Origin of the sequence: Fervidicella metallireducens AeB, assembly GCF_000601455.1 — a bacterium.
GTDB lineage: Bacteria > Bacillota > Clostridia > Clostridiales > Caloramatoraceae > Fervidicella > Fervidicella metallireducens.
Window position 1 is genome coordinate 1 of the sequence record NZ_AZQP01000030.1, and the last position, 24289, is coordinate 24289.

Genomic DNA, 24289 nt, shown 5'->3' on the forward strand with positions numbered 1-24289 from the left:
AAAAATAGGGGGGTAGTTATCCCCTATGTATTTTCTGCTTATTTTTGTTTTCATAATACTTAACTATTAACCTGTCTAAAGCTTGACTTATTTTTATTATCTCTTCATTTACTGCATAATTATTCATTTCTAACTTCTTATCCATTATCATCTTCAATGTCTCTATTTTCAAACATAACGACTTCATTCCACACAACCCCTTTTTTTAAAAACCTGTGGTGCGGGAATAAATAATATATTTATATTATTATTATACATGACCATATGGACAAGTCAATAAAAATGTTTATTTTCTAATTTTATTTAACATATTAAATTTTCAGCTTTTTCGTGTATAATATTATTAGACTTATAAAGGGGTGAATTTATGAGGGTCAATATAACCGAAACTGTTTTAAGAGATGCCAACCAATCACTTATAGCTACGAGAATGCCCTTTAGCGATTTTGAAGGTGCTCTCGAGAACCTTGACAATGCTGGATACTACTCCCTTGAAGCTTGGGGTGGAGCAACCTTTGACTCCTGTCTTAGATATCTTAATGAAGATCCATGGGAAAGATTAAGAAAGATCAGAGCTAAGGTTAAAAATACAAAACTTCAAATGCTTTTAAGAGGTCAAAACCTCCTTGGATATAACACTATCCAGATGACGTTGTTAGAAAATTTATTGAGTACTCTGTAAAGAACGGCATCGACATAATCAGAATTTTTGATGCCTTAAATGACTTCAGAAACATTGAAGTTGCAGTTGAAGAGACCTTAAAACAGGGTGCTCATGCTCAAGGTACAATTGCGTATACTATAAGTCCTATACATAATCTTGAAAACTATACTAAGCTAGGTATTCAGCTGGAAAAAATGGGCGTTAACTCTATTTGCATCAAAGACATGTCTGGAATTATGGGCCCTAAGGATGCTTATGAACTTGTTAAAGCCTTAAAATCCTCTGTAAAAATTCCTGTTTTCCTACACACACATAGCACAACAGGACTAGGACCTTTAGCATATTTAAAGGCAGTTGAAGCTGGTGTAGATGGTATTGACACGGCTATATCATGTTTCTCAGGTGGTACAGCTCAGCCTGCAACAGAAACACTCCACTATAGCTTAACTGAACTGGGATATGAAACTGGTCTAGATGCTAATATTTTAAAGGAAATCAATGACCATTTTAAACCTGTTAAGGATAAGTTTATTGCGTCAGGGCAATTAAATCCATTTGTTCTTGGAACCGACACAGATGCCCTTGTTTACCAGGTTCCTGGCGGAATGTTGTCTAATCTTATTGCTCAACTTAAACAGCAAAATGCCCTTAATAAACTTGATGAAGTTCTTGCTGAAGTGCCAAGGGTAAGAGAAGATTTAGGATATCCTCCTTTGGTAACGCCTATGAGCCAAATGGTTGGAACACAGGCTGCTGCCAATATACTTTCAGGAGAAAGATATAAAATTGTACTAAAAGAAGTTAAATCTTATATAAAAGGAGAATACGGAAAGGCACCTGGAGATATCAATAATGATCTTATTAAAAAGGTTCTTGGAGATGAAAAACCTATTGACATCAGGTTTGCTGACACATTAGAACCTATCTTTGATAAAACAAAGGAAGAGATAAAAGAATTTGCTAAAACTGATGAAGATGTTTTATCCTATATTGCCTTCCCTCAGGTTGCAGAACCATTTTTACGTAAGAAGTATCAGCCTGAAGAGGATTCTAAAGAAATGATTGTTAACTATACTATTGAATGTATATAACACCTTTATGTGGACTTGTATATCTGTATCTACAAGTCCCATTTTTGATGCTCTATGAATTTTTATTGTCTAATCTGCATATTTTGAATTAAGAAGATGATTCAGTTCTAATTTACAATGAAGGGTTGTGTGGCAGTGGAAGAATACAAATTCTTTGATACAAATGCTCTTCTAAATGGTCTTGATAATATTAAACTTCTTAATACATTTTATACAAGTACTAAGGTTTTAAGTGAAATAGAGAAAATAAAGAATGATAAATCCAAAGATGAAGAAATTAAATACAAAGCACGCAGAGCATCTCACTTTCTTAGAAATAATTCTGATAAATACGAAGCTGTAATTATCACCAATAAACAATATGACCTTCTTAAATTTTACGATCTTGAAGTCTGCCCAGATAACCTTATAATAGCTTCAGCAAAACTGCTTTCTAAGGAAAAAAATATTATTTTCATAACAGATGATATTAGTTGTGCTAATATCGCTGAAAAACAGTTTAATTTGAAAGTCCAATTGCTGACCTATGAAGAATGTAACTACAAAGGATATGTTGAGTTAAGTGGTGATACAGAATTTATAAATTCATTATTTCAAAACATCAACTCAGGCTCAAATCCCTATCACTTACTTCAAAATCAATATTTAATATTACACAACACTGATTTAGATGAAACCTACGAATATCGCTGGGATAACAATTCACTTCATAAATTAAAGCTGCCTCCCTCTGACGTTATTAAAGCACTTAATTCCCATCAAAGATGTGCCTTAGATCTTTTAAATAATACTAATATACCCATAAAAATTTTAGCTGGAAATTACGGCTCAGGTAAAACATTACTAAGTGTAGAAATGGGATTATATCATGTCTTGAAAAAAGGTCATTACAGCAAGCTGATGTTAATCAGAAATCCCATCGGAAGTGGCGAAGCCATAGGTTATCTTCCAGGTTCCAAGGAAGATAAGGTTGGAGATTTTTATAAACCAATGCTTCAATATCTTGAGGGTGGAGAACAACAGCTAGTCCGGATGATACAACAAGGTCAGATTGAAATGGAAATTCCATTCTTTTTAAAGGGTTTGACTATTTCATCAAGTTTTACCATAGTTGATGAAGCTGAAGATTTGGATCTTAAAACTCTTAAATTAATAGGTACAAGAATCAGCAGCAGCTCTTGTATTGTTTTTGCAGGTGACTATAAACAGGCAGAATATAAATATATAAAAAGTAATGGGTTGCTTCAGTTGATTGAAAAGACAAAAGGAAATCCTCTTGTTGGAGTTGTTGTCTTAAAGGAAGACGTAAGAAGTGAGGCTAGCAAAGTTTTCGCTAATTTAGATTGATCTACCAATAAAAAAGGGACTATTCATTTAGAATAATCCCTTTTTTATTATTTTTACTTTATATTACTTGCCTGCTAAATTTCTTTCATAAGCTTCAACCATTTTCTTTACCATGTAGCCACCTACTGAACCGCAATCCTTTGATGTCATGTTTCCCCAGTATCCACCTTCAGGTGGTGTAACTCCTATCTGGTTAGCTACTTCATATTTGAATTGGTTTAATCCTTTTTTAGCTTCTGGAACTACCTTCTGGTTCTTTCCTCCTGCTATATTATTCATATCTTTCACCTCCTGTTGTGCTGTTACTATTAATTTAACCAATATGAATTTTTATATAGCAGGGAATTAGAGGCAAAAATTTTGTAAATATTTGTTGTTTATATTTTATATAATAAATTTTCCTCAATACATGCCCTCATTAAAAGCTTCTTTATACCATAGATATTGAAATTTATCTCAACTGTTTCCTGGTTTATATCAATTATTATACCCTGACCAAATCTTTTATGGATTACACTTGTTCCTATTGAAAAACCATAACTATTTAAAGAACTTAATTCCTCTTCTTTATCAACAGGGTTTACAATAGAAAAGACCTCCCCAACAAACCTTGAACAGACAACCCTTTCTTGATTTTTTGTATTCACTGCAAGAAGATTTAACTGCTTCTTTGCCCTTGTCATGCCGACATAAAAGAGCCTTCTTTCTTCTTCAATATATTTTTCGTAATTCTCATCCTCATCACTTATACTACCTGCTGCAGGAAACTGTCCTTCAATTAAATCAATCATAAAAACATTTTCAAATTCAAGTCCTTTTGCACTATGAATTGTGGATAAAGTAACTGCATCTTTGTCTTTGTTGAATTTTGCATCATCCATTAATTTTTGCAGTTCCTCAAATCTGTTTAAAAAGCCTGTAATACTGGTAGTATTATTTGCTATAATCTTTAGACTTGCAATAATCAGATTGATGTTTTCAATGGAATAACCCATTTTTTCGCAGTTGTTATCCAAGTATTCCTTATAGGATAACTGATTCTGTAAAAAATCTATTGCATCCTTTGGTTTTTTATATGGTAGAATTCTAAAACATTCCTCAATAGAATTAATTCTCTTTATTATATAGGGATTTAAATCTGGACATCTCCTCAATAAATCAAATACGGATTGTCCTTTATAATGTCTTTTTATATGTTCCATGGCTTTTTTTGATATATAGCTGTTCATTTTGTAATAAATTCTCTCAAAGGAGTGAATATCTTCTCTATTAAGTGCAACGTTGATAAATGCTGTTATGTCTTGAACAACCCAATGGGTAAAAAATGATTGTTTAAAATCTCTCAAATAAAATGGTATTCCATTTTTACTTAGAGCATCAACTAAAGGTATTGCAGACAGGTTATTTCTGTATAAAATAGCTGTATCCTTCAGTTTTTTATTCTCATATATCTCATCTATAATGTATTTTACTTCTTCCTCTTCGTTCATTAGAAATTTAATAGTTACTGGGATTTCCTCTTCTTTTTCTGTATACATATTTTTATTATATCTTTCCTTATTTCCTCTTATAAATTCATTGGATGTCATGGTTATATTCTTTGTTGAACGAAAATTTTGCTCCATTAAAAAAATTTTTGAACCTTTATATTCTCTTTCAAAATTAAGTATAGCCTCAGGATATGCACCCCTGAAGCTGTATATGCTTTGATCTTCATCCCCAACTAAAAACAGGTTGTTTTCAGGATATGCTAAAAGTCTTACTATCTCATGCTGTACCTTACTTGTGTCCTGTGCCTCATCTACCTGGATATATTTATATTTATTTCTGTATTTATTCAATAGACCTTGAGACTTCCTTAAAATTTCATATGTCAGTGTAAGCATATCATCATAATCTAATAAATTGTTTTCTCTCTTTATCATCTCATATTCCCTGTATATATCTTTAAATCCAGGAATATTAAAATTATATTTATTAAAATCCCTTTCATCTATGAGCATATTTTTTACATAGCTTATAGAGGAAATTAACTCTTCTAATTTGTCTTCACTTATATAATTTTCATTTATTTTATAATAAATTCTTTTTAATAGCTGGGTTTTATTTATTTCACTTTTCTCTCCCTCTATTATTCTAAACTTGATTTTATTCAAATAAGCATACTCCCTGAGAAGGGAGTATGCAAAGCTGTGAATTGTGGAAAAACTTACTCCTGCCTCTGATAAATCTTTAAAAATTGTCTTAAATCTATTTTCCATGTCCATGCTGATGCTTTGCTAAAGGTTATAGATAAAATATTTTCAGGATTTACACCATAATTTTTTATTAAATTTGCCGTCCTGCATATAAGTACAGTGGTTTTTCCACCTCCAGGAACAGCAAGAATCAATGCCGGTCCATCCTTATGCATAACCGCATCTTTCTGCTGATTGTTCAATTTTATATTATAATCTTTCTCTAAAATATCAAAAAAACGATTTTGCATACCTCAAAGACCTCTTTCATTTTTATATTACATAACAACTCAAACATTTTATCATAAAATATTAAAAGCTGCCATGTCACATATTACTTTTTCAGTTATTCCAAATAATAAAAGGCCGCTTACGCGGCCTTTTATTATTTCTTTTCTTTGATAATATCTGTAATTGCAGCTATACTGCCAAGGGATGAAACTGCTTCATTTGGAAGTATAAGCTTATTAGCTGGATTCTTAGCCATTTCCTTAAGAGCATCAACCTGCTTTAAAGCGATAACTACTTCATTAGTACCTGACTCAATAATTGCCTTATTAACCTTAGCAATAGCTTCTGCTTCTGCCTTAGCAATTGCCTCAATTGCCATAGCCTTACCTTCAGCCTCTAAAAGCTGTGATTCTCTTAAACCTTCAGCACGTCTTATGTTTGCTTCCTTTTCTGCCTCTGCTTGTAATATTTTAGCCTGCTTTTCACCTTCTGCCTTAGCTATTGCACTCTGTTTTTCTCCCTCTGCCTGAAGTATTGCAGCTCTCTTATCTCTTTCAGCTCTCATTTGTTTTTCCATTGCCTGCTGAATTTCAGTTGGAGGCATTATGTTTTTAATTTCTACTGATAATATCTTAATACCATATGCATCTGTTATTTCATCTATAACCCTTAAAAGCTCTGAATTTATCTTATCCCTGCCTGATAAGACCTCATCTAGTGTCATGTTACCAACTATATTTCTCATATTTGTAATTGTTGAATAAACTATACCTGATTTATAATTTTCTATATTATAGACTGCATCCTTAGCATTTAAAACCTTGTAGAAAATAACATTGTCAACAGAAATTTTAACATTATCCTTTGTAATAACACTTTGTGGCTCTATGTCAAGAATTTGTTGTTTTGTTGAGATTTTTTTTCTAACAAAATCTACAAAAGGAATTGTAAAGTGCCAGCCTGGTTCTAAAACCTTATAGAACTGACCAAATCTTTCTACAACATACAGATAACCTGTATTAACTACTTTTATAGATGATAAAAGACCAATAACAGCAATTACTAAAATTATTATTAATAATATTTTTCCCATTTTTATTTATCCTCCTCTAATCTTTTAATTACTACCTTATTACCGATGATATCGATTATTTCTGCCCTTGCACCCTTTTTTATGGGTTGACCTTGATTAACAGCAGTCCAGTAAATTCCATCTATTTTTATCCTGCCTCTCTCCTGAATATCTTCATCAACTATAATTTTTCTTCCAACGTAACCCTCCTCCATTCTCAAAGTCTTTGGAATGGATTTTTTCATCTTTTCTCTGAACCATTTGTACTCTGCTGTAATAGCTAATATACTGACAACCCCAAATACTATAAGCTGAGTTAAAAATGGTGCATCAAACATATAAGCAACTATAGCAGAAATTCCACCAACAGTAAAACCTGCAAAGAAGAAGCTGCTTGTTAATACGTCAATTACAAAGGCTGTCAATGCTATTAAAAACCACAAAATAATATAATTCACCTTTTTCCCCCCTTTTCTAATTGATGTTTTGTTATGTAGTTTTAAATACTATGTTTTGTTATATATACATGATAATATATAGATTCATTTATAACAACATGATTTTCAGGTTAAAAGTTGTTTGTTTTCAAATTCTAGACAATTTACATTCTTATATCTCTTTTATACTTTAATTATCTTATTATATCTCAATATATGAACATAACCATGTTGAAATGTAGTTTTAAATACTATATAATGTAATTGAGGTGATTGTTATGAACTTAAGCAAAGATGATTTTAAAAAAGTTATTGATGATTTATGCCTCTTAGATGACATTAAGCTTTCTGATATTCCTGATATAGATCTATATATGGATCAGCTTACTAAATTTTTTGATGATAAACTCGGTCATTTAAAAAGGGATGAAAATGATAAAATTCTTACAAAAACAATGATAAATAATTACACTAAATCAGGGATTTTAATGCCCCCAATAAATAAGAAATATTCCAAAAGGCATCTTATACTTTTAATACTCATTTACAATTTGAAGCAGATTTTATCAATAAGCGATATACACGCACTGTTAAAACCAATTTTAAATAACATAAGTACTGCTGAAGATGATATTATCCCTATAGAAGAAATATATTCAGCAATAATAGATATTAAACATAAAGAGCTTGAAAATTATTGCGACGTTTTCAACGATAAATTTAAAATGATTCTTGATAAAACTAAAGATCTAGATACAGATAAGAAAAATCTTGCTGAATTATTCTTAACTGTAATAACCTTAGTTGCCCAGGCAGATGCTCAAAAAAGGCTTGCTGAAAAAATAATTGATGAATATTTTAAATCTATTAAATAATAATAAAAAATATTGTTATTGAGGGATGCTATGGATGAATATTATATGAGACTAGCAATAGAAGAAGCCAAGAAAGCTGCAATGTTGGATGAAGTGCCGGTAGGGGTAGTTGTAGTAAGAAAAGGAAATATTTTGGTGAGAAGTCACAATTGCAGGGAGATATTAAAGGATTCAACGGCACATGCAGAGATACTTGCAATAAAAGAGGCATGTAAAATATTAAACGGTTGGAGATTATTAGATTGTGAAATGTATGTAACATTAGAGCCATGTCCCATGTGCGCAGGTGCTATTGTAAATAGCAGAATAAAGAAACTGGTTTTTGGGGCTTACGATAATAGATCAGGGGCATGTAAAAGTCTTTATAATATAACACAGGATGAAAGATTAAATCACAGATTGGAAGTTATTGGAGGAGTTCTTGAGGAAGATTGTAAGAAATTGATGCAGGAATTTTTCAAGATAAAGCGAAGCAAGTGCAAGGAACATAAAAAATAATATTCAAAAGGCTCAGAGAATTAAGTGTGTTAGATGGTCTTATGTTTTTCAAGGAATTAGAGCTGACATGACATTTCTTAGAATAAAGTTGACCTAGGGTTTATATTTGTATTATAATCAAAATATTAAGGAGAGCAGGATTGTTCCTGGAGAGATGGCTGAGTGGTCTAAGGCACTTGACTCGAAATCAAGCGTAGGGGTAACTCTACCGTGGGTTCAAATCCCACTCTCTCCGCCATAATAAAGGGTTTCACTGGATATGTGAGGCCTTTTTTTACAAATTATATTTAAAAAAATTAACAAAAAAAGGACTAAAATACAATATATAATTATGGTAATTGACGACAATTTATGATATTATTTGATATTATGTGAGTTAATACGACATAAAATACAGGTAAAATTTAGATAATTCATTTATAGATACATTGAAGCAGATAACAGGCAAAAACTCCAAGTATAAAAATGATTGGAGGATAGGGTATGAAAAAAAATAATTCCTCTGTTATTATCCCATTAAAGTATGCTTTATTTAGCTTGTTATGGGTTGTTTTGTCAGATAAAGCACTATATTGGTTATTGGATAGCAGAGAACTATCAACGAAGTTAAGTATAATAAAGGGGATTGTTTTTATAGTTATAACCTCTTTATTAATATGGTATTTGATTAGGGATGCGGAAAGAAAAGTTATAAAAAATTATGAAGAACTTACGGCAGTGTATGAGCAGCTTTCGGCAACAGAGGAAGAACTCAGGGCTCAATATGAAGAATTAATTGAAAATCAAGAGAAAATAAATTATTTGGCATATTACGATGATTTAACAGGTTTACCGAACAAAGTTTTGTTCAAAGACAGATTATCCTTAGAAATCTATAAAGCAATAGAAACTAATTCAGGTGGAGCTGTTTTATTTGTAGATTTGGATGATTTTAAAAAAATAAATGATTCACTTGGTTACGATGTTGGCGATAAATTATTGAAAATAGCTGCAGAAAAATTTAAAAAATCTGTAAATTCATATGATACAGTTGCAAGATTTGGAGGGGATACCTTTTTAATATTGCTTCCAGGGGAGAGTCATTATACTGTTATCATAGAAAAGACTAGAGTATTGCTCAACGAATTCAAAGAAGAAATACAAATTGATAACAACTCATTATTTGTGACGGTAAGTATAGGCATATCTGTTTTTCCTAATGATGGTTTGGATGCCAATACAATTTTAAAAAATGCGGAAACAGCCTTGTATCAGGCTAAAAGAAAAGGGAGAAATACCTATTGTTTTTTCAATGATGAAATGGGCAGTGCTGTTTCAAGGCGACTTAGGATTGAAAATGGACTGAGATATGCATTAAAGAATAACGAATTGTATTTATGTTATCAGCCGCAGGTTGAATCTAAAACAGGCAGAATAAAGGGTTTAGAGGCGTTAATTAGGTGGAAAAGTCCAGAGCTTGGAATGGTGCCAGCTGGTGAGTTTATACCTATTGCTGAGGAAACAGGTATAATTGTTGAAATTGGTAAGTGGGTACTTGAAAATGTTTGTAAACAGAATAAAATATGGTTAACCAATGGGTATAATTTTGATAGTATTTCTATTAACATATCATCTATTCAGCTTAAACAAGCAGATTTCTTGGATACTGTAAGGGAGATACTTGATACTTCCGGAGTTGAACCTCAAAAAATTGAGATAGAGATAACTGAAACAGCTTTTATGGAATCTTTAGAGGAGAATATCAATAAATTAAAGGGTTTAAAGGATATGGGAGTAAAAATTTCCCTGGACGACTTCGGAACGGGATATTCTTCTTTAAATTATCTCAGAAGGCTTCCTATAAGTACATTGAAAATAGACAAATCATTTATAGATAATATTTGTGATAGTTCAAGTGATAGAGATATAACATATGGAATTATTCAATTGGCAAATAAGATAAACTTAAATGTGGTTGCGGAAGGTGTAGAAGGTAAAGAACAGGTTGATATTTTAAAGAATATGAATTGCGATATTATTCAAGGATATTATTTCAGTAAGCCTATTGGTTCAAATGAAGTAGAGGAAGTATTAAAAAGAGGCTATTTTTCCATATAATTTCGTTCTAGATATTGACAACTTTGTTTTTAAAATGATAAACTTATCACGATGAGTTAAATAATAAATTTATGTTAAGAGGGAGTAGCTGCCTTATGTAATATAAGGTTGATAAAGTCAACATACTGGTTTTAAGCCTGGCTTTATCATAACTTTGGTTAAGTGAGACTTTTAACACAATGCTTTGCATTGTGTTAAAGGTCTTTATTTTTTATAAAATTTTAAGGAGGGAAATATATGTCTGCATTTATTAAGGCTCTGTTATTTGTAGTTGTTGCCGAAATGGGAGACAAAACACAGCTTTTAGCTATGGCCTTTGCAAGTAAATACAAAGCAAAGGATGTTATGTTGGGAGTTTTTATAGCTACAATTTTTAATCATGCTATTGCAGTTGGGGTTGGTAACTACTTAAGTTCTGTAATCCCAATGGAATATGTTAAAATTGCCGCGGCAATTTCATTTATATTCTTTGGTCTTTGGACCATAAGGGGAGATGAAATTGATGATGAAGATGAAAAGAAAACTAAATTTGGACCAGTTATAACTGTTGCCATTGCTTTCTTTATCGCCGAGATGGGAGATAAAACGCAGCTTATGACAGTTGCAATTGCAGCACAGTTTAAGCAGCCAATCTGGGTTTTGACAGGGACAACAGTTGGAATGCTTGTAGCCGATGGAATAGGAATTTTAGGAGGATCATGGCTGGCTAAACATGTTCCAGAAAAGTATATTAAATGGGGAGCAGCCCTTGTATTCATGATATTTGGTATTATTACATTAATTGATGTTCTTCCATACAGATATTTAAGTGCTATATATATAATACCATTTTGTGTTGTATTGAGCATTCTGGTTTATATAGTGGGTTTCAGAAATAAGAACTCAGATGAAGATAAAAAAGATATGGATAATAGTGAAATGTAATTAAAAGCCCCATGAATTGATTTCAAAGAAGAATATACAGAAATCTTTCATGGGGCAATATTATAAAATTTTGAAGTATTTTTAGCAACGATTATCTTAAGTTTTTCTAATTTTGTTTACCCTTTCGCTTAGCAAAGGCTAAAATTGTTCCTAATGCAATTGACAAAAAGGCTGCGGTAAGAACTCGGAATTCCCCAGGAAGCATAAAGGTTATTGTATGGGCCGGTATCCAGAAAAATGGGATAGTTTTAAGGACAACGAAACTTATGAAACTATTCCAGTCAATTTTATTTGTAACGTCAATGAGTTTAACTTTGAATATTTTATTTAATTTTCCTTCTCCTAAGTCTATGTACGTATCAGTAATCCTATGAAAAGCCATAAAGGTTGGAGCAAAGATTAAATTCATAAATGTACTTGTGAAAAAAGCTATTGACAACTTAGAAAAAAACGGACTGCCGGATGCTTTAGGAAGCAGGTGTTTTTCTGTTGCTGCAATTACTCCACTGTTAAACAATTCAAAGGCTATAACAAAGCACATACCTAAAAATCCCCATACCATAAACCTATAAAATAGTCCAGTTGGTTTTTGGTAGTAACCTGATGAAATTCTAATAGCCAGAATTTCACCCATGGTAGCAAGTATGGAGACTTTTACAAACCCCATCAGATAGGGATTGGAATCTGTGAGTTTTTTTAGTATCCCAGTAGTTGAGAGATACGCCAATAATAAAATAATTGCAGAAAGTGAAATTAACCATAAAAAGTCTTTTCTTTTCAAAATTTATCCCCCCATATAAATGATTTCACAAACATTATATCAGAAAATTTAGAATAATGTTAATAATTCTGATAAATTGTAAAAAAATGAACCTATACAAGAAAAATATTACAATAATATAAAATATTGTTTAACCACTTATATGGTAATATATAGTTAAACACAAGGTATTATATTCCATATTGAATTTTAATGGATATAATTGCTGTGAAAATTCATAGTTATAGGGGGTACATTATGAGATTTACTGAATTTGAATATCAAAGGCCGGATGTTGTTGAGGTTGAGAAAAAATTTACTAATCTACTTGAAAGGTTTAAGGAAGCTGAAACTTTTAAGGTTCAGGACGATGTAATGGAAGAAATAAATCAACTGAGAAGTGAAGTAGAATCAATGCAGAGTATAGCTTCAATAAGATATACTATTGATACTACTAATGAATATTATCAGAAGGAGCAGGATTATTTTGATGAGGTTGCGCCTCTCTATCAAGGTTTGGTTACTAAATACTATGAAGCTTTAGTTAACTCTAAGTTCAGGAAAGAGCTTGAAGAAAAGTGGGGCAAACAGTTATTTACAATTGCAGAATATACTATAAAGGCATTCTCACCAGAGATAATAGAGGATTTGCAGATTGAAAATAAGTTATCAAGTGAATATACTAAGCTCATTGCATCTGCAAAAATTATGTTTGAAGGTGAAGAAAGAAATCTATCACAAATGACACCTTTTATGTTGTCAACAGATAGAGATATGAGAAAAAGAGCCTGTGATGCTAAATATGGATTCTTTAAAGAAAATGAAAAAGAGTTTGATAGAATATATGATGAACTTGTTAAGGTGAGGACAAGAATAGCTCATAAACTTGGATACAATAATTTTGTTGAATTAGGATATGTTAGAATGTATAGATCCGATTATAACCCTGAAATGGTGTCAAACTTTAGAAAACAGGTTTTAGATTATATCGTACCAGTTGCAACCAAGTTAAGGGAAAGACAGGCTAAAAGACTTGGTTTGGGAAAATTAAAATTCTATGATGAAGGGCTAGAATTTTTAACTGGTAATGCAAAACCCAAGGGGGATCCAGAATGGATTCTCAATAACGGAAGAAAGATGTATACAGAATTATCTCCAGAAACAAAGGAATTTTTTGATTTCATGGTAGAAAATGAGCTGATGGACTTAGTAAGTAAGAAGGGAAAAGCTAGCGGAGGTTATTGTTCATATATCAGCAAGTATAAATCACCATTTATTTTCTCAAATTTCAACGGGACATCTGGAGATGTGGAAGTATTAACACATGAGGCAGGCCATGCTTTTCAGGGATATTTAAGCAGAAATCACATGGTTCCGGAATATAACTGGCCTACATATGAATCCTGTGAGATACATTCTATGAGCATGGAGTTTTTCACATGGCCATGGATGAACCTATTCTTTGAAAATGAGACTGATAAATTTAAATTTTCACATTTAAGTGGAGCATTAATTTTTATACCATATGGGGTTACAGTTGATGAATTCCAGCATTATGTTTACAGTAATCCAGAAGCTACTCCTGAAGAAAGAAAGAGGATGTGGAGAGAAATAGAGAAAAAATATTTACCACACAGAGACTATGATGGCAATGATTATTTGGAAAGAGGAGGTTTCTGGTATCAGCAGGGACATATTTTTTCAACACCTTTTTATTATATAGATTATACATTGGCTCAGATATGTGCTTTCCAATTCTGGAAAAAAGCTAATGAAAACAGAGAAACAGCATGGGAGGATTATATAAGATTGTGCAGAGCTGGTGGAACGAAGTCTTTTTTAGATTTAGTCAGTCTTGCTAACTTAATTCCTCCATTTAGTGATGGTTGTGTTAAATCAGTAATAGACCATATAGAAAACTGGCTTAACAACGTAGATGATACTAAAATGTAAAAGTTAATTTAAAGGGCTGTTGCACTAGCAACTAAAAAATGCTAGTGCAACAGTCCTTTGTTATTTTTTTTGTAAAAATGCAAATTATATATTTATAGATATTATTTAGTTCTTATATATAGAGCAAAGAAGGTGAAACCCTTGGCAGAAGGATATAAAGATGTGTTAATTCAGGTTGGGCTTATACTAATTTTAATTTTAATAAATGCATTTTTTGCAGCCTCTGAGATAGCAATAGTATCAATAAACAGGAATAAATTAAATTATCTTGCTGCAGAGGGAAATAAAAAAGCAGAACTTGTAATAAAACTTATTTCAGAGCCAAGTAAATTTTTGGCAACTATTCAGGTTGGAATAACTTTGGCTGGTTTCTTAGCCAGTGCCTCAGCGGCAGTTACTATTTCAAAATATATTTCCCAATTGTTTAAAGCTACTGAAATAGCCATTATTTCAAAGGCAAGTGATCAGATAGCTATTATTTTGGTAACCATAATACTTTCCTTTATAACCTTGGTTTTAGGTGAGCTGGTTCCAAAGCGTGTAGCACTTCAAAATACTGAGGCGGTTGCTATGGCTGTTGTGAAGCCTATAATTTTTTTCTCCCAAATTACACTGCCCTTTGTAAAGATATTAACATTATCAACAGGTTTTTTTGTAAAAATACTCAGTGGGAATTCGGAGTTAATTGAAGAAAAGGTAACGGAAGAAGAAATCCGTATGATGATAGATGTTGGTGAAGAAAATGGGGTTCTGAATGAAACTGAGAAAGAGATGATAGATGGAATTTTTGAGTTTGACAATACCCTTGCAAAGGAAATCATGACTCCTAGAACTAATGTTTTTTTGATAGATATTGCCACTCCTATGGAGGAGCTTATTGACGAAATATTAGAAGAACAATATTCAAGGATACCGGTATATGAAAATGAGGTAGACAACATAGTAGGAATATTATATATGAAGGATTTATTTTTTGCAGTTAGAAATGAGGGAATTGAGAATATCTCAATAAGAAAACTAATGAGACCAGCCTATTTTGTTCCTGAAACAAAAAATATTGATAAACTTTTCAGAGAACTACAAAACAGCAAAAATCATATGGCAATCTTAATAGATGAATATGGTGGTTTTTCTGGTATTGTAACAATTGAAGATTTAATTGAGGAAGTAATGGGAAACATATTTGATGAATATGATGAAGATTATGAAAAAAGTGAGTATATACATAGAATAGATAACAACACATTTATAGTAAGTGGACTTTTAGGACTTGGGGAAGTAAATGAGCTTTTAGGAGTTGAATTAATCTCTGAGCATTATGACACCATAGGAGGTTTTGTTATTGATTTAATAGGGAATATCCCAAAAGAAGATGAAGAGCATATAGTTGAATATAATAATCTTGTCTTTAAGGTAGAGAAGGTGGATGAAAAAAGAATAGAGTTAATCAAAATTTTCAAAAAGGATGGCAGTTAATATATTTAATTTAACTGCTATTTTATTTTCTAAACCAAATTATTTAATCTGAAAGCAAAATAAGTATTTGTTAAAATATTCAAAATAGTTTAAAATATAATAGTCATATAAATTTTTACAGAGGTGAAATAAGATGGATGAATTATTAAAGGGTATAATGTCATTACAATGGCAGAATATTTTAATGTTTATTATTGCTGGAACATTGATTTATCTGGCAATAGTAAAGGAGTATGAACCGATGCTGCTGCTTCCAATAGGTTTCGGAGCAATACTTGCGAACATTCCTTTCTCAGCAGCAATAGGTGAGGAGGGTCCCCTATCTATTTTATTTAATGCAGGGATTAGAACGGAGTTGTTTCCATTACTTATTTTTATTGCAATAGGGGCAATGATTGATTTTGGACCTTTACTTAAAAATCCTAAGATGCTTTTATTTGGAGGAGCAGCCCAATTTGGTATATTCTTTACCTTATCACTTGCAACACTATTCGGTTATAGCATAAAGGATGCAGCATCAATAGGGGTAATAGGAGCTGCTGACGGTCCAACATCAATTTATGTAGCTACGAAATTTGGAAGCAAGCTTTTAGCACCGATTACAGTAGCTGCCTATTCTTATATGTCACTGGTACCTATTATACAGCCGCCGGTAATTAGATTATTAACAACTGAAAATGAGAGAAAAATAAGAATGCCATATCATGATGTAAATGTATCTAAAAAAGTAAAAATTATTTTCCCCATTGCTGTGACTTTAATAGCTGGGTTAGTAGCACCAGAAAGTGTTGCATTAGTAGGATTTTTGATGTTTGGAAATCTTCTAAGAGAATGCGGAGTAACAGAAAGACTATCACTTTCCGCTCAAAATGAACTGGCAAACCTGGTAACAATACTTTTAGGTATTACTATAGGTTCAACTATGACTGCAGAAGGCTTTTTAAGACTAGATACATTAAAAATAATGGGAATGGGACTTATTGCCTTTATTTTTGATACAGCAGGTGGAGTTTTATTTGCAAAGTTTTTAAATCTCTTCTCTAAAAATAAAATAAACCCAATGGTAGGTGCAGCAGGAATATCAGCTTTTCCAATGTCTGCAAGGGTTATTCAAAGAGAGGCTCAAAAAGCAGATCCAAGTAACTTTATATTAGGTTATTCTATAAGTGCAAATGTTGCAGGTCAGATAGGTTCAATAATAGCAGGGGGCTTGATTTTGGCACTTGTAAAATAGGAGGGGAAATATATGGCAAGTAATTTAACCAATTTTTATGAAAGTCTTGAAATTATGTTAAAAGGAATGGGTGGTATTTTTATAGTAATATTAATTTTCTTTGTCTTGATAAAAGTGCTAGAGAGATTATTTCCAGTGGAGAATAAATAATTTACAAATATTAACTGTTGAAAATAATATCATACTCTTGTATTCTTAATGTACCTGATTATTTGAGCTTAGGTGATACCCCTGATTTATGAAGCTACTGTTCCAAATCATGGGTTAACAAGCATTAAATTATATTGACACAGATGATTAGTTTATTTATAATATAATAGCTGAGACAATTAAATAAACATTGTTTCCCTTAAGGAGAGATGGCTGAGTTGGCTTAAGGCGCACGATTGGAAATCGTGTGATGGCTAATACCCATCCGGGGGTTCGAATCCCCCTCTCTCCGCCAAAACATGGTTAAAGTTTGGCCGTGCTAGATGGGGAGGTAGCGGTGCCCTGTAGCCTGCAATCCGCTGTAGCAGGATCGAATTCCTTATTTAGGTACTGGTATGTAGGGTCTGACCTTGACAAGTGGTGTTGAAGATTGGGTCCCGCGCAACGAAAATTCATGAACCTCGTCAGGTCCGGAAGGAAGCAGCGATAAGTGAACCCTTTCGTGTGCCGTGGGGATGCCTGGTCGGAGCTAACTGTCGAGGTAACGCCTGGATATCTAGCATCGATGTAAGGTGCACGGCCATAAATATAAATGGAAATTAAGATTGTTCTATTGGGATATAAAAGAACAGTCTTTTTCTTTTTGTGTGATTTAAAATAATTTACTGTTTAAAGAGTTAAACACCTATTTTAACTAAAATCTTTTCTGTTCATACATTTGGTCTTATCATCAACTATTTGTTGTTTAGAGCTGATTTTTAAATATCTCATCATAAATTGTTTCATGATAAAAAACAATAGGTAATTTAAGTTATTCCCGATAGTGTACTTTAAATTGTTGGTTTAGCAGTAAAATTTAGTAATTAAATTTAAGGAAAATATAGTTGAGCGTATGTTTGAGGATAAGAGAAAACAGTAAGGTTAATAAGGTATTGATAGAATACTCTACAGTTCAAGGAATAATTTATGATAAATAACAAAATTTAATATTTTTGATAGATGTAAGTAATGAATATCTTTGGTATAATCTTCTTAGATTTTTAAAATATGCTACAAATTAGGAGGTATGATCATGAAAAAAATAAGAGGAGTACACAGTCTAATATTCTCAGCAATGTTAGTGATTACCTTATTAACTGGATGTACTGCTACACCAGAGGGGAAAGCACTTTGGAGTGCTTTGCAAAAAGTTAACAATATTGAGAAAATGCAGACAAAAACCAACATGAAGTTCTTCTTAAGTGCCACAGATATGTCACCACAAGAAAGCCAAGCAATAGGTATGATTTTTGGAGCTCTTAATGGTTCACAATTAACTATGGACACAAAACTTGTACAGAACAAAGAAAAAACATTATCAAAGGCACAATCAAATATGACCATGTCAATTGCAGGAACGAAGATGGATATGGGTGTATGGGCAGATGTTTCAGTTGCTGGTGATAAGCCAGTGATTAAAGAAGTAATTATGTTACCTCAAATGCTGATGGCAACTATGCCCCCACAATTTCAGAACAAGAAGTATTTTGTAATTGACAGTGATGAGATGGCTAAGGTGTCTGATAAAAACAAGTCAGAACTTAATATTGATTACTTAAAACTTATGAATGCTGCTAAACAGTTTAATGAAAAATCACAGAAATTTATTACAAATTATATGGAGCAATACAATCCTGATGTAAAAATTCTAACAGATTTAGGTACAAAACAAATTGTAATGTCCGATGGAAGTAATGTTAATGCACATACATATCAGGTAAAAATAAATGATGAGGATGCAAAAAAATTAATAGCTTATTCAGTTGAAAATTTCTCAAAGAGTAAAGAGGCAGTAGAATTTTTAAATGAATATAAAGAGTATATATTGAATGTGATTGAAGCTTTAAATATGCCTGAAAATGAAAAAGCGAAAGGTAAGGATGAGGTTAGAAAATCATTTGACAATTTAATTGCAGAATTACCGCAATTAGCAAAAGATACAGAAGGCTTAATGGAATCTCTTAAGAAGATCAAACTTTTAGGAGACAAGGGAATAGACATAAAATATTATGTAAATGATGATGGATATATAGTTAAACAAGAGGGAAGCGTAGAATTTGTTTTAGACATGAAAATGATATCAGCCCTTGGAAAAACAGCAGAAAAATCAAGCAATGAGAAAAATTTAATAGGAAGTCCTGTCAATAACATTAATAACCTGTCATTACAGGGAACATACACTTTAGGATGTGATTTTGTAAAAGAAAACTTAAATATAAATAAGGATACAGTAACAGTTGATATGCCAATTTTAAGTAAGGACAATGCTGTTAGTTATGTTGATTTTATAAAATTTATTACTGAGGAATCAGCTAAGAAACAAGGTGTTGAGCAAAACAAACAGAATGATAAAAAACCTGCAACGATTGTAATAAGCAAGAAAAAAGCGGTAGTTTCTGACAATAAATATTATGTAAATATAAAAGATGTTCTTTCAGCAGTTAAAGGAACAAATGCTGTTTCAAAAGGCAGTATGACACTAAAAATAAATAACAGGGTTGCTATTTTAAAAATTGGAGGTAAAACTGCAAAGGTTGATAATAAAACATATAATTTTAAAGTTCCAACATCAAAGCTTATAAAGAATAACGTATATATAGCTACTGATGTATTAAAGATTTTAGGAATAAACGTTGTAATAAAATAAAACCAAAACATACATGGGGGTAATTTTAACCCCCTTTTTATATTGATTTTTTTAATATGATAACAATATTTTAATATGCTGCAGGGCAGTACAGGAAAAAATATTAAATGATTATCACCGCTGAATTATTGCAAATATTTGTTTGACCATTATAATTATATTAAGTAGATATTGTAAGCTGCTTTTTAAATTATAGGAGTTGATTTTATGTCATACACTGCGTTATATAGGGAATGGAGACCTAAGACATTTGAAGATGTAATTGGACAGGAACATATAGTAAAAACCATCAGGAATCAGATTATATCAGGTAGAATACCCCATGCATATTTGTTCTGCGGTACAAGGGGAACAGGTAAAACTTCCACTGCAAAGATATTATCAAAGGCTGTAAATTGTTTAAACTTACAGGATGGGCAGCCTTGTAATGAATGTGAAATGTGTAAAGAAATAAACCAAGGTACTCTTATAGATGTAATTGAGATAGATGCAGCATCAAACAATAGGGTAGAGAACATAAGGGAATTAATAGAGGATGTTAAATATCCTCCACATAGGTCCAGATATAAGGTTTATATAGTAGATGAGGTTCATATGTTATCTACTTCTGCATTTAATGCATTACTGAAGACTCTTGAAGAACCTCCATCATTTGTAATATTTATATTGGCGACTACTGATCCCCAAAAGGTTCCACCTACAATATTATCAAGGTGCCAGCGCTTTGATTTTAAGAGAATAAAAACGGAGGATATAAACGGAAGGCTAAGGAGTATTACAAATAAAAACGGTATTTTAGTTGAGGATAGAACATTAAGTATAATTTCAAGAATATCTGACGGAGCAATGAGGGATGCTTTGTCTATACTAGACCAGGCAATGTCTATGTCAGAGGGCAAAATTGAATACAATGATGTAATAAATATGCTTGGGTTGGCATCTAATGAACATATATTTAATCTGGCAGATGCAATTATCGAAAGTGATGTACAAAAGGCAATGAAGATAATTGATGAAGTCATTCTAAATGGTAAAGATGTGGTTCTATTTACAAAGGAGATTATTAAACATTTCAGAAACCTATTGATGGTTAAAATAAGTAAAAACCCTGATGAGCTTATTGATTTAAGTGAGGATACAATTAGACTCCTTAAGGAACAGTCCAGAAAAATAAGAAGTGAAGAGATAATGAGGGCGATTAATATTGCAGTGCAGGCAGAAGAAAACGTTAAAAATACATCTCAGCCAAGAATATTGATTGAAATGGCTGTTATAAAATTATGCAAGAAGGAATATGATACATCTCCTGAGATGATACTAAGCAGGTTGAATAGCCTTGAAGAAAAAATTAATTCTGGGGAAATACCTATAAATATATCTAAAGTAAAGGATTTAAAGTCAGAAAATATAGAGAAAGCTCCAATTCAAGGTAAGGCACATAATGAAATAAAATTAAGGCAACAGGAAAGTGATTTTACTGATGAGCTATCGGCAGACTTATCAATAGATGAAATAAGAGGGGTATGGAATGATGTTTTAAATCTTTTAAAGGCAAATAAAAAGATGAGTGTTTATGCCTATCTGCAACCTGGGGATGTTAAAGATGTAAAAGGAAATTATATTTATATAGTCTTTGATAAGGAATATTCTTTCTGTAAAGAAAATCTTGAAAAAGTTGAAAACAGACAGCTTGTTGAGGAGTATTTTACAAAGGTTATTAATAAGAAAATAAAAATAGGTTTTATCATTAATGATAATAAAAATGATATTGATGAAAGTATACAAAAGGCAAAGGAATTATTTGGGGAGAATATTATCGAAATAAATTGAATACTTTTCAATATGATGGTACAATATTATGGTGTATAACATATAATAAGTTATGATAGAAAATAGGAGGTAATAGTATGGCAAGAGGTGGGTTTCCTTCAATGGGAGGAAATGTAAATAATCTTATAAAACAAGCTCAAAAGATTCAAAAACAAATGGAAGACATAAAGGCAGAGGTTGAAGCTAGAACAGTTGAAGCATCTGCTGGCGGCGGAGCTGTTGTTGCCGTAGTTAATGGTAAAAAGGAAGTTATTGATATAAAGATAAAAAGGGAAGTTGTTGACCCTGATGATGTAGAAATGCTTCAAGATCTTATCATGGCAGCAGTTAATGAGGCTCTTAAAATTGCTGACGAAATGATGGCAAATGAGTTAGGAAAAATAACTGGAGGATTTAATATACCAGGTATGTTCTAATTAAGGGGTGAGATTTTTGAATTTTTATCCCCAATCAGTACTGAAGCTTATAGAAGAATTTTCAAAACTTCCTGGTGTTGGTTCAAAAACGGCACAAAGGCTGGCTTTTCATATTTTGAACATAGATATGGAACAAGCAGAAAAATTAGCTTCAGCAATAGTTGAAGCTAAGAAAAACATAAGGTATTGCTCTGTATGTGGCAATTTATCTGATTCTGACCTTTGTCCAATATGCAAAAACGATGCTAGAGATAGCAATTTAATTTGTGTAGTTCAGGAACCACGTGATGTAATCGCCATGGAGAAAACAAGGGAATTTAAGGGTTTATATCATGTTTTACATGGTGCAATATCTCCTTTAGGAGGGGTTGGACCAGATGATATCAGACTTAAAGAATTATTATCAAGGATTAATAGTGAAACTAAAGAGATAATAATAGCCACTAACCCAAACGTTGAAGGAGAGGCAACAGCTATGTATATAGCGAGACTTCTGAAGCCTCTAGGGGTAAGGGTTACCAGAATTGCTCACGGAGTTCCAGTTGGTGGGGATTTAGAATATGCTGATGAGGTAACCTTAACAAAGGCACTGGAAGGAAGACGTGAAATTTAGGTTAGTTAAATAGGATGTATACCTTAGATAAACTTCTTTCATTTTGCAAATTATTGATAGAAGGAAAATAAAGTTCTTACAGAAAACATGGTTTATTAGGGCAAAGGAAAGCCCTGTAGGCCATGTTTTTTTATTAGAAGTTTCAAGAGATAAGGAACAGGAATAAGGCTAAAAGCACTTTATTTTCATTTTTGCCCCCAAAAATCATATGGATAAAAATTTTTAGAAACAGAAAAGTTGTTTCATAAGCGGTAAATTTCTATCAAAATAAAAATAAAGTTATTTATTCACATTTAAGTATAATCGATAATTAAAGTTTATCTATTGGTGTTGGGTATTTTTGAATGTGGTTATAAAAATATAGATGCTTTCTATAGATGAAGTGGTGTAAAATAAATGTATACGGTACACATTAGTAGAAAAATGTGTAATAAAGTTTATTTAAATTACAGGGATGGAGATAAGAATGAACAATATAGAGCTTTTAGACGGTGTACTAATGGAAATTTAACGAGAGAAGATATGGGGTATATCCGCTCTTTTATACCAAAAGATTTTCATTTTCATGTATATGATTAAAGTTAATAGATTTATATACATTTTCAGAGGGGTGATAGTTTGGCAAAGCATGAGTTTGGAATAATAGATTACTTTGAAGAAAACAAATGGTATAGTGTTTATGAACCTGAAAAATACTATTGTATTTCTGTCAGCGATGATTTAATTGAAGAATTAATTATAAAGTATAATGAAGAATTAATGGCAATAAAGACTTATTTTCAGGTTACGACACAGCCAGGTACTGGATTAGATTCTTGTGGTGTAACGCTTATCCCACAGGAATCCCTCAAGCAATTCAGGGATATTATTATAAAGGCAAATAATCACTTCAAGGCAAAAGAACTTCAACTTCTCATTGAAAAAATAACTGAGGCTATAACAGGAAACAAGTATTTAATTCACTATGGAATATAGCATTTTTCACATAAGAATACGGATATACATGTAAATAGGGGGATTATCATGTTCGAATACATAAAACTGCAAACTGCAAAGAACAATGTATTTTGGGACTTGCACTGTTTATAGTGTAATAGTGAATAATGAGGGCAATGTAATTTATAATGGAGAAATGTTTGTATATAAGAGCGGAGAACATCAACTGGATGATGACATATTTTAAAAATTAGTTTTTGTGAAAGATAATAAAGTAGTTCTGGATGTTACTCTTGACAGAAGCGATGTTGATTTTACACAAATTAATAGCCTTTTTATAAATGACAATGCTTTATTTATCATTGATAAAACAGATGGAAGAAATATTATTAAAATAAGTAAGCAATAGATAATACAATGCTTTCGTAAAAAAGAGAATATTTGGAGTGAATAAGGTATGAAAAAAGAAAAATCAATAAAGATGATTACTATATTTACTGTTATATGTGCTTTAGTAGCATTTATTAGTTTATTTTCCAGTTATCTGCTGTCATTGTATTTGTCTCATAAATTGAATATAGATACAAGAGAAGCAGGCTCAATAGGAATCATAGGCGGTGCAGACGGACCAACAGCAATTTATCTATCAGGTCAATCTTCTTCGTACTTGTTTACTGCCATCTTTGCATTGCTAACAATATTGGGATTCATATATCTAGTTGTTATCAAATATAAGAAAAATCATAATTAATCCAGAATCAG

25 protein-coding genes, 2 tRNA genes, 1 other RNA gene and 1 pseudogene are annotated in these 24289 nt (G+C 31.9%); 22 read left to right on the forward strand and 7 right to left on the reverse strand.

Annotation, left to right across the window (positions count from 1 at the left end; genetic code table 11):
* Positions 1-16: 16 nt before the first annotated feature.
* Positions 17-187, reverse strand: a complete 171-nt coding sequence (locus tag Q428_RS14920; RefSeq protein ID WP_084478267.1) for an aspartyl-phosphate phosphatase Spo0E family protein — start codon at positions 185-187, stop codon at positions 17-19.
* Between the two features lie 180 nt (positions 188-367).
* Between Q428_RS14920 and Q428_RS16730 the strand changes: the two genes are divergently transcribed.
* From Q428_RS16730 to Q428_RS09390, 3 genes are all read left to right on the forward strand, one after another.
* Positions 368-682: a hypothetical protein gene (locus tag Q428_RS16730; protein ID WP_479723636.1), complete on the forward strand. Its 315-nt coding sequence runs from the start codon at positions 368-370 to the stop codon at positions 680-682.
* Between the two features lie 14 nt (positions 683-696).
* Entirely contained in the window at positions 697-1755 is a 1059-nt protein-coding gene (locus tag Q428_RS09385; RefSeq protein WP_479723637.1) for a pyruvate carboxylase subunit B, read from the forward strand.
* A 129-nt stretch (positions 1756-1884) separates the two neighbouring features.
* On the forward strand, positions 1885-3102 hold the full coding sequence (locus Q428_RS09390) for a PhoH family protein (protein ID WP_035380349.1): 1218 nt from the start codon (positions 1885-1887) through the stop codon (positions 3100-3102).
* A gap of 63 nt (positions 3103-3165) precedes the next feature.
* On the opposite strand, the gene Q428_RS09395 is transcribed toward Q428_RS09390, so the two are convergent.
* The 5 genes and pseudogenes from Q428_RS09395 to Q428_RS09410 all read right to left on the reverse strand — a co-directional run bounded on the left by Q428_RS09395 (position 3166) and on the right by Q428_RS09410 (position 7100).
* Entirely contained in the window at positions 3166-3381 is a 216-nt protein-coding gene (locus tag Q428_RS09395; protein WP_035380350.1) for an alpha/beta-type small acid-soluble spore protein, read from the reverse strand.
* Between the two features lie 98 nt (positions 3382-3479).
* On the reverse strand, positions 3480-4727 hold the full coding sequence (locus Q428_RS16370) for an ATP-dependent helicase (protein ID WP_423219587.1): 1248 nt from the start codon (positions 4725-4727) through the stop codon (positions 3480-3482).
* A 75-nt stretch (positions 4728-4802) separates the two neighbouring features.
* Positions 4803-5590: pseudogene (locus tag Q428_RS16665) on the reverse strand (ATP-dependent helicase); the annotation flags it as partial.
* A 134-nt stretch (positions 5591-5724) separates the two neighbouring features.
* Positions 5725-6663, reverse strand: coding sequence for an SPFH domain-containing protein (locus Q428_RS09405; protein WP_035380351.1), 939 nt, complete (start codon positions 6661-6663; stop codon positions 5725-5727).
* A gap of 2 nt (positions 6664-6665) precedes the next feature.
* Positions 6666-7100 (reverse strand): NfeD family protein, encoded by a 435-nt coding sequence (locus Q428_RS09410; RefSeq protein WP_035380352.1) that lies wholly within the window; start codon positions 7098-7100, stop codon positions 6666-6668.
* A 257-nt stretch (positions 7101-7357) separates the two neighbouring features.
* On the opposite strand from Q428_RS09410, the gene Q428_RS09415 reads away from it, so the two are divergent.
* The 5 genes from Q428_RS09415 (at position 7358) to Q428_RS09435 (ending at position 11473) form a co-directional block, all read left to right on the forward strand.
* Positions 7358-7954 carry a DUF1836 domain-containing protein gene (locus tag Q428_RS09415; protein WP_035380353.1) on the forward strand — a complete coding sequence of 199 codons (597 nt, stop codon included), beginning with the start codon at positions 7358-7360 and terminating at the stop codon, positions 7952-7954.
* Between the two features lie 30 nt (positions 7955-7984).
* A complete protein-coding gene (gene tadA / locus Q428_RS09420; RefSeq protein ID WP_035380354.1) occupies positions 7985-8452 on the forward strand; it encodes a tRNA adenosine(34) deaminase TadA in 468 nt (155 codons plus the stop codon).
* A 148-nt stretch (positions 8453-8600) separates the two neighbouring features.
* A tRNA-Ser gene (locus tag Q428_RS09425) sits at positions 8601-8690 on the forward strand.
* Between the two features lie 245 nt (positions 8691-8935).
* Positions 8936-10549 (forward strand): putative bifunctional diguanylate cyclase/phosphodiesterase, encoded by a 1614-nt coding sequence (locus tag Q428_RS09430; protein ID WP_051515095.1) that lies wholly within the window; start codon positions 8936-8938, stop codon positions 10547-10549.
* A 237-nt stretch (positions 10550-10786) separates the two neighbouring features.
* Complete coding sequence (locus Q428_RS09435; protein ID WP_035380356.1) at positions 10787-11473, forward strand: TMEM165/GDT1 family protein; 687 nt, start codon at positions 10787-10789, stop codon at positions 11471-11473.
* A 106-nt stretch (positions 11474-11579) separates the two neighbouring features.
* Here Q428_RS09435 and Q428_RS09440 read toward each other — a convergent pair whose 3' ends face one another.
* Positions 11580-12254, reverse strand: coding sequence for a hypothetical protein (locus tag Q428_RS09440; protein WP_035380358.1), 675 nt, complete (start codon positions 12252-12254; stop codon positions 11580-11582).
* Between the two features lie 237 nt (positions 12255-12491).
* Here Q428_RS09440 and Q428_RS09445 point away from each other — a divergent pair, with 237 nt between their 5' ends.
* From Q428_RS09445 to Q428_RS09495, 14 genes are all read left to right on the forward strand, one after another.
* A complete protein-coding gene (locus Q428_RS09445; RefSeq protein WP_035380360.1) occupies positions 12492-14186 on the forward strand; it encodes a M3 family oligoendopeptidase in 1695 nt (564 codons plus the stop codon).
* Positions 14187-14327: 141 nt separating this feature from the next.
* On the forward strand, positions 14328-15662 hold the full coding sequence (locus Q428_RS09450) for a hemolysin family protein (RefSeq protein WP_035380362.1): 1335 nt from the start codon (positions 14328-14330) through the stop codon (positions 15660-15662).
* A 133-nt stretch (positions 15663-15795) separates the two neighbouring features.
* Entirely contained in the window at positions 15796-16896 is a 1101-nt protein-coding gene (locus Q428_RS09455) for a sodium ion-translocating decarboxylase subunit beta (RefSeq protein ID WP_035380364.1), read from the forward strand.
* A 12-nt stretch (positions 16897-16908) separates the two neighbouring features.
* Complete coding sequence (locus Q428_RS15625; RefSeq protein WP_169734718.1) at positions 16909-17046, forward strand: OadG-related small transporter subunit; 138 nt, start codon at positions 16909-16911, stop codon at positions 17044-17046.
* A 203-nt stretch (positions 17047-17249) separates the two neighbouring features.
* Positions 17250-17341: transfer RNA gene (locus tag Q428_RS09460), tRNA-Ser, on the forward strand.
* Positions 17342-17360: 19 nt separating this feature from the next.
* An RNA gene (gene ffs / locus Q428_RS14925) (signal recognition particle sRNA large type) lies at positions 17361-17626 on the forward strand.
* A gap of 492 nt (positions 17627-18118) precedes the next feature.
* Entirely contained in the window at positions 18119-19732 is a 1614-nt protein-coding gene (locus tag Q428_RS09465; RefSeq protein ID WP_035380367.1) for a hypothetical protein, read from the forward strand.
* 207 nt (positions 19733-19939) lie between these two features.
* Positions 19940-21562, forward strand: coding sequence for a DNA polymerase III subunit gamma/tau (gene dnaX / locus Q428_RS09470; protein WP_035380369.1), 1623 nt, complete (start codon positions 19940-19942; stop codon positions 21560-21562).
* Between the two features lie 77 nt (positions 21563-21639).
* Complete coding sequence (locus tag Q428_RS09475) at positions 21640-21978, forward strand: YbaB/EbfC family nucleoid-associated protein (RefSeq protein ID WP_035380371.1); 339 nt, start codon at positions 21640-21642, stop codon at positions 21976-21978.
* Between the two features lie 16 nt (positions 21979-21994).
* Positions 21995-22591: a recombination mediator RecR gene (recR, locus tag Q428_RS09480; protein WP_035380373.1), complete on the forward strand. Its 597-nt coding sequence runs from the start codon at positions 21995-21997 to the stop codon at positions 22589-22591.
* Positions 22592-23209: 618 nt separating this feature from the next.
* Positions 23210-23566 carry a hypothetical protein gene (locus Q428_RS09490; protein WP_035380377.1) on the forward strand — a complete coding sequence of 119 codons (357 nt, stop codon included), beginning with the start codon at positions 23210-23212 and terminating at the stop codon, positions 23564-23566.
* A 73-nt stretch (positions 23567-23639) separates the two neighbouring features.
* Entirely contained in the window at positions 23640-23774 is a 135-nt protein-coding gene (locus tag Q428_RS16005) for a DUF6438 domain-containing protein (RefSeq protein ID WP_423219589.1), read from the forward strand.
* A 12-nt stretch (positions 23775-23786) separates the two neighbouring features.
* A complete protein-coding gene (locus tag Q428_RS15440; RefSeq protein ID WP_161633615.1) occupies positions 23787-23936 on the forward strand; it encodes a hypothetical protein in 150 nt (49 codons plus the stop codon).
* A 48-nt stretch (positions 23937-23984) separates the two neighbouring features.
* The gene (locus Q428_RS09495; RefSeq protein ID WP_035380379.1) at positions 23985-24278 is read left to right on the forward strand and encodes a sodium ion-translocating decarboxylase subunit beta; all 294 of its coding nucleotides are present in this window, start codon (positions 23985-23987) and stop codon (positions 24276-24278) included.
* Positions 24279-24289: the final 11 nt, after the last annotated feature.